Origin of the sequence: Streptomyces sp. Ru62 (assembly GCF_002920615.1) — a bacterium.
Taxonomy (GTDB): Bacteria; Actinomycetota; Actinomycetes; order Streptomycetales; family Streptomycetaceae; genus Streptomyces.
In genome coordinates this window covers 22,552-35,012 of sequence record NZ_PQSU01000028.1, presented here as the reverse complement: position 1 = coordinate 35,012, position 12,461 = coordinate 22,552, and the positions used below count along the sequence as shown (strand labels likewise).

The 12,461-nt window shown below is 73.3% G+C and carries 10 protein-coding genes; 7 read left to right on the top strand and 3 right to left on the bottom strand.

The genetic code is table 11. The features are described 5' to 3' along the window. Nucleotides 1-6 precede the first annotated feature (6 nt). Nucleotides 7-1,200, bottom strand: coding sequence for a glycosyltransferase (locus C3492_RS32035; RefSeq protein ID WP_103816147.1), 1,194 nt, complete (start codon nucleotides 1,198-1,200; stop codon nucleotides 7-9). Between the two features lie 39 nt (nucleotides 1,201-1,239). Here C3492_RS32035 and C3492_RS32030 point away from each other — a divergent pair, with 39 nt between their 5' ends. Together C3492_RS32030 and C3492_RS32025 are read left to right on the top strand one after the other, a co-directional pair. Continuing rightward, complete coding sequence (locus C3492_RS32030; protein ID WP_103816146.1) at nucleotides 1,240-2,025, top strand: glutamate racemase; 786 nt, start codon at nucleotides 1,240-1,242, stop codon at nucleotides 2,023-2,025. A 105-nt stretch (nucleotides 2,026-2,130) separates the two neighbouring features. Continuing rightward, complete coding sequence (locus tag C3492_RS32025) at nucleotides 2,131-2,676, top strand: hypothetical protein (protein ID WP_103816145.1); 546 nt, start codon at nucleotides 2,131-2,133, stop codon at nucleotides 2,674-2,676. A 60-nt stretch (nucleotides 2,677-2,736) separates the two neighbouring features. Here the strand turns inward: C3492_RS32025 and C3492_RS32020 are convergent, their stop codons facing one another. Then, nucleotides 2,737-3,708, bottom strand: coding sequence for an O-antigen ligase (locus tag C3492_RS32020; protein WP_103816144.1), 972 nt, complete (start codon nucleotides 3,706-3,708; stop codon nucleotides 2,737-2,739). Between the two features lie 348 nt (nucleotides 3,709-4,056). On the opposite strand from C3492_RS32020, the gene lnt reads away from it, so the two are divergent. The 4 genes from lnt (at nucleotide 4,057) to C3492_RS32000 (ending at nucleotide 9,120) form a co-directional block, all read left to right on the top strand. After that, the gene (gene lnt / locus C3492_RS32015) at nucleotides 4,057-5,667 is read left to right on the top strand and encodes an apolipoprotein N-acyltransferase (RefSeq protein ID WP_103816224.1); all 1,611 of its coding nucleotides are present in this window, start codon (nucleotides 4,057-4,059) and stop codon (nucleotides 5,665-5,667) included. A 101-nt stretch (nucleotides 5,668-5,768) separates the two neighbouring features. After that, nucleotides 5,769-6,248 carry an NUDIX domain-containing protein gene (locus C3492_RS32010; protein ID WP_103816223.1) on the top strand — a complete coding sequence of 160 codons (480 nt, stop codon included), beginning with the start codon at nucleotides 5,769-5,771 and terminating at the stop codon, nucleotides 6,246-6,248. Between the two features lie 54 nt (nucleotides 6,249-6,302). Then, nucleotides 6,303-7,124 carry a 3-hydroxybutyrate dehydrogenase gene (locus C3492_RS32005; RefSeq protein WP_103816143.1) on the top strand — a complete coding sequence of 274 codons (822 nt, stop codon included), beginning with the start codon at nucleotides 6,303-6,305 and terminating at the stop codon, nucleotides 7,122-7,124. Nucleotides 7,125-7,200: 76 nt separating this feature from the next. Next, nucleotides 7,201-9,120: a GAF domain-containing protein gene (locus C3492_RS32000; protein WP_103816142.1), complete on the top strand. Its 1,920-nt coding sequence runs from the start codon at nucleotides 7,201-7,203 to the stop codon at nucleotides 9,118-9,120. An 81-nt stretch (nucleotides 9,121-9,201) separates the two neighbouring features. Here the strand turns inward: C3492_RS32000 and C3492_RS31995 are convergent, their stop codons facing one another. After that, a complete protein-coding gene (locus C3492_RS31995) occupies nucleotides 9,202-10,578 on the bottom strand; it encodes an MFS transporter (RefSeq protein WP_103816141.1) in 1,377 nt (458 codons plus the stop codon). Between the two features lie 435 nt (nucleotides 10,579-11,013). On the opposite strand from C3492_RS31995, the gene C3492_RS31990 reads away from it, so the two are divergent. Further along, nucleotides 11,014-12,408 (top strand): DNA-binding protein, encoded by a 1,395-nt coding sequence (locus C3492_RS31990; protein ID WP_103816140.1) that lies wholly within the window; start codon nucleotides 11,014-11,016, stop codon nucleotides 12,406-12,408. The last annotated feature ends 53 nt before the right edge of the window (nucleotides 12,409-12,461 follow it).

Genomic DNA, 12,461 nt, shown 5'->3' with positions numbered 1-12,461 from the left:
CCGGGCTCAGCCCTCGTCGGCCACGGCGTCCGGGCGGGCGTAGGTGCGGCCCTTCCACGCCGCCCCGCGCCCGCGGTAGTGCTGCACCGCCGAGTCGACCGTCATCAGCAGATAGAGGAACGCGGTGAACGGCAGCAGCGGGGCGAGCCACAGCGGCTGCCGGTAGTAGCGCAGCATCGGCACGTACGTCCCCGCCATCACCGCCCACGCCGCGGCCCCGGCGAGCGTGACCGCCCCGGTGCCGCCCGCCGCGCCCACGGCCACGGCGGCCGGCGGCACCAGGTACACCAGCGCGAGCCCGGCGACCGTACCGAGGAGCAGCGGCGGACTGTGCCGCAACTGCGCGTAGGCGCTGCGCGACACCATCCGCCACAGGTCGCGCAACCGGGGATAGGGGCGCACGCTGTCCACCCGGTCGGCCAGCCCCAGCCAGACGCGACCGCCCGAGCCCTTCACCGCGCGCGCGAGCGCCACGTCGTCGATGACGGCGTGCCGGATGGCCTCCGGGATGCGCGCCGTCTCGGCCGTGTCCGCGCGCAGCAGGACGCAACCGCCCGCCGCCGCGGCGGTGCGCGAACCCGGCCGGCCGATCCACCGGAAGGGATACAACTGCGCGAAGAAGTACACGAACGCCGGCACCACGAGCCGCTCCCACAGGCTCGCCACCCGCAGCCGCGCCATCTGTGACACGACGTCGAAGCCGCCCGTCTCGGCCGCCGCCACCAGCTCGCGCAGGCTGTCCGGCGCGTGTGCGATGTCGGCGTCCGTCAGCAGCAGGTATTCGGGGTCACGCGCGCGTGCCAGCCCGATGCCGTACCGCACCGCCCACAGCTTGCCCGTCCAGCCCGCCGGCGGCTCCCCCGGCGATCCCACCGTGAGCGGCAGCCCGCCGTGCCGCCGGGACAGCTCGCGGGCCAGGTCCCCGGTACCGTCCGTGCTGCCGTCGTCCACCAGGAAGACCTCCGCCCGCCCCGGATAGTCCTGTGTCAGCAGCGACGGCAGGCCGGCGGGCAGCACGGCGGCCTCGTCACGGGCCGGTACGACCACACAGACCGACGGCCACGCGTCCGGGTCCCGGCGCCCCGGCAGCCGGACGTCCGTACGCCAGAAGAAGCCCTGGCCCAGCAGCAGCCAGCACCAGGCGGCCAGTGATACGACGGTGATCCACAGGAAGGCGCTCACGGCCGCAGTCTGCCCCACCCGACCGGCTCACGAGCACGCATCGTCTATCGTGGCCGGGTGAAGATCGCGCTCATGGACTCCGGAATCGGCCTGCTGCCCGCCGCCGCCGCGGTACGTCGACTGCGACCCGACGCGGATCTCGTACTGTCCTGGGACCCGGACGGCATGCCCTGGGGACCGCGCACCCCGGAGGACATCACGGAACGGGCCATCGCCGTCGCCGCGGCCGCCGCCGCACACGACCCCGATGTCCTGATCGTCGCCTGCAACACGGCGTCGGTGCACTCCCTGCCGGCGATGCGGGCCCGCTTCGAGCCGGACCTGCCGATCATCGGTACCGTACCGGCGATCAAGCCGGCCGCCGCGGGCGGCGGGCCCGTCGCGATCTGGGCGACCCCGGCCACCACGGGAAGCGCCTACCAGCGCGGTCTGATCGAGGAGTTCGCGGCGGGCGTGGCCGTGACCGAGGTGGCCTGCCCCGGCCTCGCGGACGCCGTGCACCACGCGGACGACGCGGCGATCGACGCCGCCATCGCCTCGGCCGCCGCCCGCACCCCCGACGACGTCACCACGCTCGTCCTCGGCTGCACCAACTACGAGCTGGTCGCCGAGCGCATCCGGGCGGCCGTCCAGCGGCCCGGCCGCCCGCCGCTCATCCTGCACGGCACCGCCGGGGCGGTGGCCGCCCAGGCCCTGCGCCGGATCGGAGCGGAGTCGGTCCCGACCGCCGTCGCCGACACCACGCTCACGGTGCTGCTGAGCGGCCGCGAGGCGACCCTCCCGGACACGGCGCTGTCCTACGACGAAGGCCGCTTCCTCCAGGCCGTCAGCCCCGTGCGCTGACCGGCGCGGAACCGGCCCGGCGGCGCGGTCCGCCGTGCCCCGGCCGGGCCAGTCACCCTGTGCCACTCCCTACCCGCGCTGCGAAACCTGAGTAACCTCGTAGACATGAGGGAGCACCCCGACGCCGACGACACCCCGCGCCCGGACGTCTGGACGGGACGCGCCACCAACCGGGTCCAGTGGCTGCTCGCGCTGGTCGGTGCCGCCTGCATGGCGCTCGGCATCGAGCTGGCCGTCGACTCGGCCTGGAGCTCCGGCACCGCCCCGCTCGTGATGTCGGTCGTCGGCTGCATCGCGGCCGGCCTGCTGGTCCTCTTCGGCACGCTCGCCTTCGTGCACGTCGACCTCAAGCTCGACAAGGAGTGCGTCGAAGTGCGCTGCGGGCACATGGGTCTGCCACGCCGCCGCATCCCGCTCTCCCACGTGGCCGGCGCCGACTTCACCGCCCTCGTCACCCCCCGGCACTGGGGCGGCTGGGGCTACCGCTGGCGCCCCGAGAAGGGGACCGCGGTCGTCGTACGCCGCGGCGAGGGCATCGTGCTGCGCCTGTGGGACGGCCACACGTTCACGATCACCGTGGACAACGCGGAAACGGCGGTACGGGTCATCCGGGACCGCCTGCGGACGATCAGACCGGGGACGGCGGCCTGACCCGTCGCGCCGGGACGCCCGCGCCGGCAGTCGGCACCCATGGCGCTCACCGGCCCTCGCTCAGAGTCCCGGTGTCGCCGTCCCGCCCGTCCACGGGCGGGACGTGGCCCAGCCGGCCAGGAGGGCCGCGCCTGACGTCACCGCCGTGAAGCTCAGGGCGTTGCTGACCGAGGCGAGGACGGCCAGCGCCGTCAGGGCCGCGGCAGCGGTGAGGGCGACGGGCGTGGGGCGCGGGGTGCGCCACAGTGCGTAGAGGACCCAGCAGAACACGGCGACCAGCAGGAACACCCCGACCAGGCCCTGCTCGGCCGCCTGTTGCAGGGGAGCCGAGTGCGGTCTGCCGTCGGACAGCAGGGTCCGCGGTGCCCCGGAGTTCAGGTCACCGAACCGGCCGGGGCCGATCCCGAGACCGCTGTTGCGGCCCGCGAGCCCCAGGGCGTCCCGCCACAGCCGGACCCGGTGCGCGCTGAACCGCCCTTCGATCGCCCCGGTGAGGTGGCCGGGCAGCGCTTCCCCCGCGACCGCCCAGATCGTCGCCGCCACCAGGCCCGCAGCCCCGGCCGTCCCCGCCAGCCACGCGCCCCGGCTGCGCGCCGAACCGGCGGCGAGCGAGCACAGCAGGACCACGGCGCTGGCCACACAGCCCGCCGTCGACCCCAGTACCGCCCCGGCCGCCACGACGGCGCAGGCGAGCGCCCGCAGCGCCAGCCGGAGCACCGGTACGGCCGTCGCCCAGGCGGCACAGCACGCGGCCCCGGTGGCCAGCGCCAGCAGGGCGGCCGTGGCACCGGCGTGCCCGAGCGGGGCGGCGTACCAGGGACCGGGGGAGAGCGAGGGCAGCGTCACGGCGAGGGCGAGTCCCGCGCCGGCACCGGCGCAGGGCGCGGCGACCGGCAACAGCGCGCCGGAGACCCGGCCCGCGGCATACCCGGCGGCCACGGCGAGCACCGCGAGGAGCATGCCCTCGGGCCGCCCGTCGTGGGCCGCCGCGGTGATCAGCGACCACCCGGCGCAGGCCGCCAACAGGAGCATGCCCGTCCCGTCGGAAACGTTTCTTCGCGTGCTGTGGGCATCCGCACCGTACGCACCGGTCGCGGACCCCGTCCCCGTCGACCCCACCCCGCCGCCCCTCGTACCCGGTCCCCCGACCTGTGGCAGGCCACGGCCGCGCGCCGGGTCCGGCCGCGCCGCCGAAGCTGGGCACACCGTAACGGCTCATGACCGGTTTGGGGACGTGTGCGGAGCAACACCGCGATTCCGCGGCGTCGCGAGGACCACCCCGCCACCCCGGGAACAGGCGCCGACCAGCGGCGAACACCGGTGTACGGGGGCCCCGACCGCGCTGTCGGCGGTGACGTCACCCGCCGTACACTCACCCGGGTGACCGTCACCGCAACTTCCGTGGACCAGTCGGACCAGCTCCAGCCCCGCCGCACCTCCGGCGCGCGCGGCGGCCGGCTGCTGCGCCTGGTCCCGGCCGCCGCCTCCGCGCTCTGCGGAGTGCTGCTCTACGTCAGCTTCCCGCCACGCACCCTGTGGTGGCTGGCCCTGCCCGCCTTCGCCGGATTCGGCTGGGTGCTGCGCGGCCGGAGCTGGAAGGCCGCACTGGGCCTCGGCTACCTCTTCGGGCTGGGCTTCCTGCTGCCGCTGCTGGTGTGGACCAGTGTGGAGGTCGGCCCCCTGCCCTGGCTGGCGCTCGTCGCCATCGAGGCGGTCTTCATCGCGCTGGTCGGCGTGGGCGTCGCCGCCGTCTCCCGGCTGCCCGCCTGGCCGGTGTGGGCCGCGGCCGTGTGGACGGCGGGCGAGGCGGCACGCGCGCGCGTGCCCTTCCAGGGCTTCCCGTGGGGCAAGGTCGCGTTCGGCCAGGCGGACGGCGTCTTCCTGCCGCTGGCCGCGCTGGGCGGCACCCCCGTGCTCGGCTTCGCGGTCGTCCTGTGCGGCTTCGGCCTGTACGAGGCCGGCCGGCTGATCGCCGAGCGGCGCCGGAGCCGGGTCGTGCGCCGCGCCGCCGCGACCGCCGCGCTGCTGAGCGTGGCGGTACCGGTGGTGGGCGCGGTCGCCGCGCGTGCGCTGGTGAGCGACTCCGCGGAGGACGGCACCGCGACCGTGGCGCTCATCCAGGGCAATGTGCCGCGCGCCGGGCTGGAGTTCAACGCCCAGCGGCGCGCCGTGCTCGACTACCACGCGCGCGAGACGCACAAGCTCGCCGCCGACGTCAGGGCGGGCAAGGCCGCCAAGCCGGACTACGTCCTGTGGCCGGAGAACTCCTCCGACATCGACCCCTTCGCGTACCCGGACGCCGCCGCCGTCATCGACCAGGCGGCCAAGGACATCGGCGTGCCCATCTCCGTCGGCAGCGTGGTCGAGCGGGACGGGAAGCTGCTCAACGAACAGATCCTGTGGGACCCGGTCAAGGGACCGACGCAGACCTACGACAAGCGGCAGATCCAGCCGTTCGGCGAGTACCTTCCGCTGCGCTCGCTGGTCGGCGCGATCAACAAGAGCTGGACCGAGATGGTCCACCAGGACTTCAGCCGGGGCGCGAAGCCGGGCGTGTTCGACATCGACGGCGTCAAGGTGGGCCTGGCCACCTGCTACGAGGCCGCCTTCGACTGGGCCGTGCGGGACACGGTGACGCACGGCGCGGAGATGATCTCCGTGCCGAGCAACAACGCCACCTTCGACCGCAGCGAGATGACCTACCAGCAGCTCGCCATGTCCCGCATCCGCGCCGTCGAGCACAGCCGCACCGTGACCGTGCCGGTGACCAGCGGGGTCAGCGCGGTCATCATGCCGGACGGGCGGATCACCCAGAAGACCGGCATGTTCGTGCCCGCCTATCTCGTCCAGAAGGTGCCGCTGCGCACGTCCACGACCCCCGCCACCGAGCTGGGCATCCTCCCGGAGATCGCCCTGGTGCTGGTCGCCGCGGGCGGGATCGGCTGGGCGATCGCGTCCGGACTGCGCGCCCGGCGCGCCGGTGACGCGTAGCCGTACGCATGTCGTACGCGTGCCGTACGACCGCCGTATGACCGTCATACGACCCCTGAACCGGCCCTGACGTGGTGCACCGGCCCGCTAGGGTCGGGATCATGGCTACTCCCGATTTCATCCGCACGCTCAGGGCAACCGCCGGTCAACAGCTGCTGTGGCTCCCCGGGGTCACCGCGATCGTCTTCGACGACGAGGGCAGGGTGCTGCTCGGCCGGCGGTCCGACACGCGCAAGTGGTCGGTGATCGGCGGTATCCCGGAGCCGGGCGAGCAGCCCGCTGCCTGTGCGGTGCGGGAGGTCTTCGAGGAGACGGCGGTGCACTGCGTCGCCGAGCGGGTCGTCCTGGTGCAGGCGCTGGAGCCGGTGACCTATCCCAACGGCGACACGTGCCAGTACATGGACATCACCATCCGCTGCCGGGCCGTGGGCGGCGAGGCCCGCGTCAACGACGACGAGTCGCTGGAGGTCGGCTGGTTCACGGTCGACGCGCTGCCCGAACTGCATGAGTTCGGGCTCTTCCGGATCAAGCAAGCCATGTCGGATGCACCCACATGGTTTGACCCTATGACTGCGGGCTGAAGTATGGGTGGTCGCCATATGTGGTGACCGTGGGGCTCCGCTTAGGGTCGGCACATGACCTCGCCCACCCCCCTTCCGGGGCCCGGCCCCCGACCCCAGCCCCTCAGCCTCGACCTCGGCGGCCGCACCGCCCTCGTCACCGGTGCCGCCAGCGGCATCGGCCGCGCCTGCGCGCTGCGGCTCGCCGCCGCGGGGGCCGAGGTGCGCGCCGTCGACCGGGACGCGGCCGGCCTGGCCGAGCTGGCCCAGCAGGCGGAGCGGACCGGCGACCTCGCGGGCACCGTCGTACCCGTGGCCGTGGACCTCACCGACCTGGACGCCGCCGAACGCGCCGCCGCCGGCACCGATGTGCTGGTCAACAACGCCGGCCTGCAACTCGTGCGGCCCATCGAGGAGTTCCCGCCCGAGGTGTTCCACACGGTGCTCACGGTGATGCTGGAGGCACCCTTCCGCCTCATCCGCGGCGCCCTCCCGCACATGTACGCACAGGGCTGGGGCCGGATCGTCAATGTGTCCTCCGTCCATGGTCTGCGTGCCTCGGCCTTCAAGTCCGCCTATGTGGCCGCCAAACATGGCCTCGAAGGGCTGTCCAAGACGGCCGCCCTGGAAGGCGCCGCCCATGGAGTGACCTCAAACTGTGTGAACCCGGCCTATGTGCGCACCCCACTGGTCGAGAAGCAGATCGCCGACCAGGCACAGGCGCACGGCATCCCCGAGGACCGCGTGCTCTCCGAGGTCCTGCTGAAGGACAGCGCCGTGCGGCGACTCATCGAACCCGAGGAGGTCGCCGAGGCCGTGGCCTACCTGTGCAGCCCACAGGCGTCCTTCGTCACCGGCACCTCGCTCGTCCTGGACGGCGGGTGGACGGCCCACTGACCGGCCCGGCGGCACCGGCTCCGGGAGTTTTCCACAGGGCTGCCGGGCCGGGTGGCCCATACGGAATCCTGTGACCATGTCCCGCGATCACCTGCAGTCGGCACCCAGCGGCAGCGCCGAGGCCCCGTACCTCGACCTGCTGGCCCGCGACGCCTCCGTCGAGGCCTACGAGCAGCCCCTGCTGCGCGCCCGAGCCGAGGGCGAGCCGGCCGACCGCATCGCCGCGCTGGAAGAGGCCAGACTGCTCGCCCTGCGCGTACGCGCGGAGCTGGAGGGCCGCCGACGGCGCGAGGCGGAGCTGTCGGCGCTCTTCGAGACCGCCCACGACCTGGCCGGACTGCGCGATCTGGACGCCGTCCTCCAGGCGATCGTGCAGCGCGCCCGCTCCCTGCTGGGCACGGACGTCGCCTACCTCAGCCTCAACGACCCGGCCCGCGGCGACACCTACATGCGGGTCACGGAGGGCTCCGTCTCCGCCCGCTTCCAGCAACTGCGCCTCGGCATGGGAGAGGGGCTCGGCGGACTCGTCGCGCAGACCGCGCGGCCGTACGTCACCGACGACTACTTCCAGGACGGCCGCCTCCAGCACACCCTCACCATCGACGCCGGCGTCCGCGACGAAGGGCTGGTCGCCATCCTCGGCGTCCCCCTGATGCTCGGCCCGCACGTGATCGGCGTCCTGTTCGCGGCGGACCGGCGCGCGAGGGTCTTCGAACGCGGGCAGATCGCCCTGCTCGGCTCCTTCGCGGCGCTCGCCGCGGCGGCCATCGACACCGCCAACCTGCTCACCGAGACCCGCGCCGCCCTGGCCGGCCTGGAGCACGCCAACGAGATCATCCGCGACCGCAGCGCCGTCATCGAGCGCGCGTCCGACGTCCACGACCGGCTCGCCGAACTCGTCCTGCGCGGCGGCGGAGTCCACGACGTGGCCGCCGCCGTCTCCCAGGTCCTGGCCGGAACCGTCGAGTTCACGGAGGCCACGTCGGCACCGCCCGAGGCGCTGGAGGCGTCCCGCGCCGAGGGACACGCGGTACGGCACGGCACCGACTGGATCGCCGCGGTCGCCGCCGGCGGCGAACTCCTCGGCGCGCTGGTCCTGCGCGGCCACCCCGGCCTCGACCCGGTCGACCAGCGCACCCTGGAGCGCGCGGCGATGGTCACCTCCCTGCTGCTGCTCGCCCGCCGCTCCGCCGCCGAGGCCGAACAGCGCGTGCGCGGCGAGCTGCTGGACGACCTGCTGGACGCGCGCGACCGGGACCCTCGGCTGGTGCGCGAGCGCGCCAGCCGCCTCCAGGCGGACCTGGACGCCACCCATGTCGTCCTCGCCGCCCGCCTCGACGGCCCGGCGGCCGACGCCGACGAGGAGGCCGCGGCCCGCCGCCGGCTCTGGTCCGCCGCGTCCCACCTCGCGGCCACCCGGCAGGGCCTCGCCGCGGCCCGCGACGGCGGCACGGTCCTGCTGCTGCCGCTCCGCGCCGGCGACACCGCCACGGACGTGGCCCGCCGCACCGCCCGCCATCTGGGCACGGCCGTCCACCAGCCGGTCACGGTCGGCGCCTCCGCGCCCGTCACCGACCTCGCCGCGCATCCCGAGACCGTGGCCGCCGCCTATGCCGAGGGCCGCCGCTGCCTGGACGCGCTGCACCTGCTGGGCCGGGCCGGGGACGGCGCGGCGGCCGAGGACTTCGGCTTCCTCGGCCTGCTCCTCGCGGGCGAACGGGACATCGCCGGGTTCGTCGAGCGGACCATCGGCCCGGTGGTGTCGTACGACGAGCGGCGCGGCACGGAACTGCTGCGGACCCTGGACGCCTACTTCGAGGGCGGGATGAGCCCGGCGCGCACCAAGGACGCGTTGCACGTCCATGTGAACACGGTGGCGCAGCGGCTGGAGCGCGTGGGCCGCCTGCTGGGCGAGGACTGGCAGACGCCCGCGCGGGCCCTGGAGATCCAACTGGCGCTGCGACTGCACCGGCTGGCGGCCCCGGGACGCCACTGACCGGCCCCGCGCGGGGGCCGGTCAGAACGTCGGTACGGTGCCGGCGGGGCCGGTCGGCACGGACGCGGGCGACGGCGCCGCTCAGACGGTGTGCGCCTCGGTGGCCGGACTCACCGCGGAGGACTCCCCGCCCTCATCCTCGATCCGGGCCAGGTCGCGGTGGCGCGTCTCCCGCCCGAGACCCACCGCGATCAAGGTCAGCACGGCGGCGGCGATCACGTACAGCGCGATCGGGGTGGAGCTGTCGTAGTCCGCGAGCAGCGCGGTGGCGATGAGCGGGGCGGGCGCGCCGGCCGCCACGGAGGCGAACTGGGCGCCGATGGACGCGCCCGAGTACCGCATCCGCGTCGCGAACATCTCGGCGAAGAAGGCTGCCTGGGGCGCGTACATGGCGCCGTGCAGCACGAGCCCGACGGTGACGGCGAGGATCAGGTACCCGAACGAGCCCGTGTCCACGAGCGCGAAGAAGGGGAACATCCACAGCCCGATACCGGCCGCGCCGAGCAGGTACACGGGGCGCCGGCCGACCCGGTCGGACAGCGCGCCCCAGGCCGGGATGACGGCGAAGTGCACGGCCGAGCCGATGAGTACGGCGTTGAGGGCGGTCTGCTTGGAGACGCCGGCCGCGGTGGTGGCGTAGACGAGGATGAAGGCGGTGATGACGTAGTAGCTGATGTTCTCCGCCATGCGGGCGCCCATCGCCACGAGGACGTCCCGCCAGTGGTGCCGCAGCACGGAGACGAGCGGCAGCTTCTCCTGCGCGCCGTCCCGCCGCGCCTCGGCCCGCTCCAGCGCCTCCTTGAAGACGGGCGATTCATCGACAGACAGACGAATCCACAAACCGACGAGCACGAGCACCCCGGAGAGCAGGAAGGGGATCCGCCATCCCCAGGTGCCGAAGGCGTCGTCGGACAGTACGGCGGTGAGCAGCGACAGCACACCGGTCGCGAGCAACTGCCCGGCCGGCGCGCCGGTCTGCGGCCAGGAGGCCCAGAAGCCGCGCCGCCGCGCGTCGCCGTGCTCCGACACCAGCAGGACGGCACCGCCCCACTCGCCGCCGAGCGCGAAGCCCTGCACCAGCCGCAGCACGGTGAGCAGCACGGGCGCGGCGGTGCCGACGGTGGCGTGCGTGGGCAGCAGGCCGATGGCGAACGTGGCCCCGCCCATCAGCAGCAGGCTGAGCACCAGCAGCTTCTTCCGTCCCAGCCGGTCACCGTAGTGCCCGAAGACGAGCGCGCCCAGCGGCCGGGCGGCGAAGCCCACGGCGTACGTCAGGAACGACAGCAGCGTGCCGACGAGCGGGTCGGAGCCCGGGAAGAACAGCTTGTTGAACACCAGCGCGGCGGCGGAGCCGTAGAGGAAGAAGTCGTACCACTCGATGGTGGTCCCGATGAGGCTCGCGGCGACGATCCTGGGGAGGCTGGCGGGGGGTGGGGGAGCGGTGGTTCCGGAGGCCATGTGCGCCACTTCCTCGTGTGCGGTGGGGACGGGTACGTGTCGGCACACCGTAGAAACACGCAGGTCAGCCGCACATGTGGCGGGGCAACATAGTTATGGGGTCGGCTATGCGTCCAACCACCATGACGGCTTACGGAAGGGCGGCTGGGAAGGACCGCAGCCGTTGCCACCCGGCACCCGAAAGATCACCGCGCTCACCCCGGCCGCAACAGGAAGCGGCATTTTCGTGCGCCGGCCTGGAGAGGGGAATGCGCAGGCCGACAACGGTATCTAGGGTGGGGAGTGCGGTGACACAGCCTGGAAACGAGTGACGAGGCAGGAAGACGCGCGACGCAGGGTCCGGTCCGCCGCAGGCCCGGACGCGACGAGTGGCGACCGGCGCGCATGGTGCGTATGCCGTCGAGTGTCGGGGATGGACCAGGGTGGTTCTGAACCATGAGCGATGTACATCGGCTTGAGCGCAGCTCGGCCAACCTGGACGAGGGCACCGTGCTCGCGGCGTGGGAACGGTTCGTGCAGGGCCAGGACGAGGTCCCCGGTGTCCGGCCCCTGGTGGCGATCTCCTGGCATCGCTGCCGAGAGCAATACCGGGTCGATCCTCACCTCACGGAGGCTCCGGTGGCCGTCGCGGAGCTCGACCATACGCCGGAGCGCGATGTCGTCTTCGCTGAGCTGGGGTTCCGTGCTGCCTCCCTGGCACACGAAGTGGGCAATCTCGGTGGCGTCGTCACCGTCACCGATGCCACCGGCCGGATCCTGGCCGAGTGGGGTGACCAAGCCACGCTCGCCAGAGCCGGCGACCCGAATCTGGCGCCCTGGTTCTGCTGGTCCGAGTGCGCGGTCGGCACGAACGGCATGGGCACGGCGCTTGAGGCGCACGGCCCGGTGACGATCGGGGGTGCGGAGCACTGGTGCGAGGTGCTCCACGACTGGGTCGGCGCGGGCATCGCGGTGCGCGACGTGGTGACCAGAGAACCGATCGCGGTCCTGAATGTCTGCCGCTGGCGCAGCCGACTCCCCGCGTCGACGGAAAGCTGGCTGGCGAACGCGGCCGCCATGACCCAGTGCCCCCTGAGGAGGCGCGCCCGGGACAGCGGTGCCGAGTTGGTCGCGGCCTACACCCGGACCAGAGCACAGTCCGGTGCGGCACTCGCCGCGGTCGACACCGCGGGCAAGGTGGTGATCGCCGACGACATGGCAAGCGTGCTCCTGGGCGTCCCGGCATGCACCCCGGCGGTCGACCCCACGCTGCGATGGAACCCCGGGGTGCCAGAATTGATCACTGCTGCCCGGTATGCCGCTGGGCAGGCGGTCGACAATCCTGACTGGGTCGGCTCGACGCAGATCTTCGCCCACCTCGCCGACGAACCGACATCGATCAGCATCCGACCCGTCTTCTCATCCGGACGCCTGATCGGGAACCTGGTCTCCTTCGGTGCCACCGACGGGGCGCAGTTGCCCCAGGCGGAGCGGGTCGTGCACCTTCCGACGCAGCCGCGCCGACTCGTCGCGGTGCGGGACAACCGGATGGTGCTGCTGCGGCTGCCGGAAGTCTCCTTCGCCGAATCGCAGGGGAACGACGTCTGGCTCTCCACCGACCAGGGGCGATTGCGCGTCACCTCGCTGAGTCTGGACAAACTCGAAGACGAGCTGGCGGATGCCGGCTTCCTGCGGGTTCACCGCCGGTACGTGGTCAACCTCAGCCGTGTCAGCGAGATAGAGCGCGGGCTCAAGGGCGAGCTGTCTTTGGTCATGGACGACCGGGCGAACGCCATGGTGCCGGTTTCCCGGCGGCACGCGCCGGTCCTGCGTCGCGCGCTGGGCATCTGAGTTTCCCCCTCACGACCTCTGTTCCCGGAAGGAAGAGTCCCGTGTCTGACAGT

Excerpts from the sequence above, each read along its gene's own strand:
- C3492_RS31995 (WP_103816141.1), bottom strand. The coding sequence starts at position 10,578 with ATGGCCTCCGGAACCACCGCTCCCCCACCCCCCGCCAGCCTCCCCAGG.
- C3492_RS32000 (WP_103816142.1), top strand. The coding sequence starts at position 7,201 with ATGTCCCGCGATCACCTGCAGTCGGCACCCAGCGGCAGCGCCGAGGCC.
- C3492_RS31990 (WP_103816140.1), top strand. The coding sequence starts at position 11,014 with ATGAGCGATGTACATCGGCTTGAGCGCAGCTCGGCCAACCTGGACGAG.
- C3492_RS32010 (WP_103816223.1), top strand. The coding sequence starts at position 5,769 with ATGGCTACTCCCGATTTCATCCGCACGCTCAGGGCAACCGCCGGTCAA.
- C3492_RS32005 (WP_103816143.1), top strand. The coding sequence starts at position 6,303 with ATGACCTCGCCCACCCCCCTTCCGGGGCCCGGCCCCCGACCCCAGCCC.
- C3492_RS32020 (WP_103816144.1), bottom strand. The coding sequence starts at position 3,708 with ATGCTCCTGTTGGCGGCCTGCGCCGGGTGGTCGCTGATCACCGCGGCG.
- C3492_RS32025 (WP_103816145.1), top strand. The coding sequence starts at position 2,131 with ATGAGGGAGCACCCCGACGCCGACGACACCCCGCGCCCGGACGTCTGG.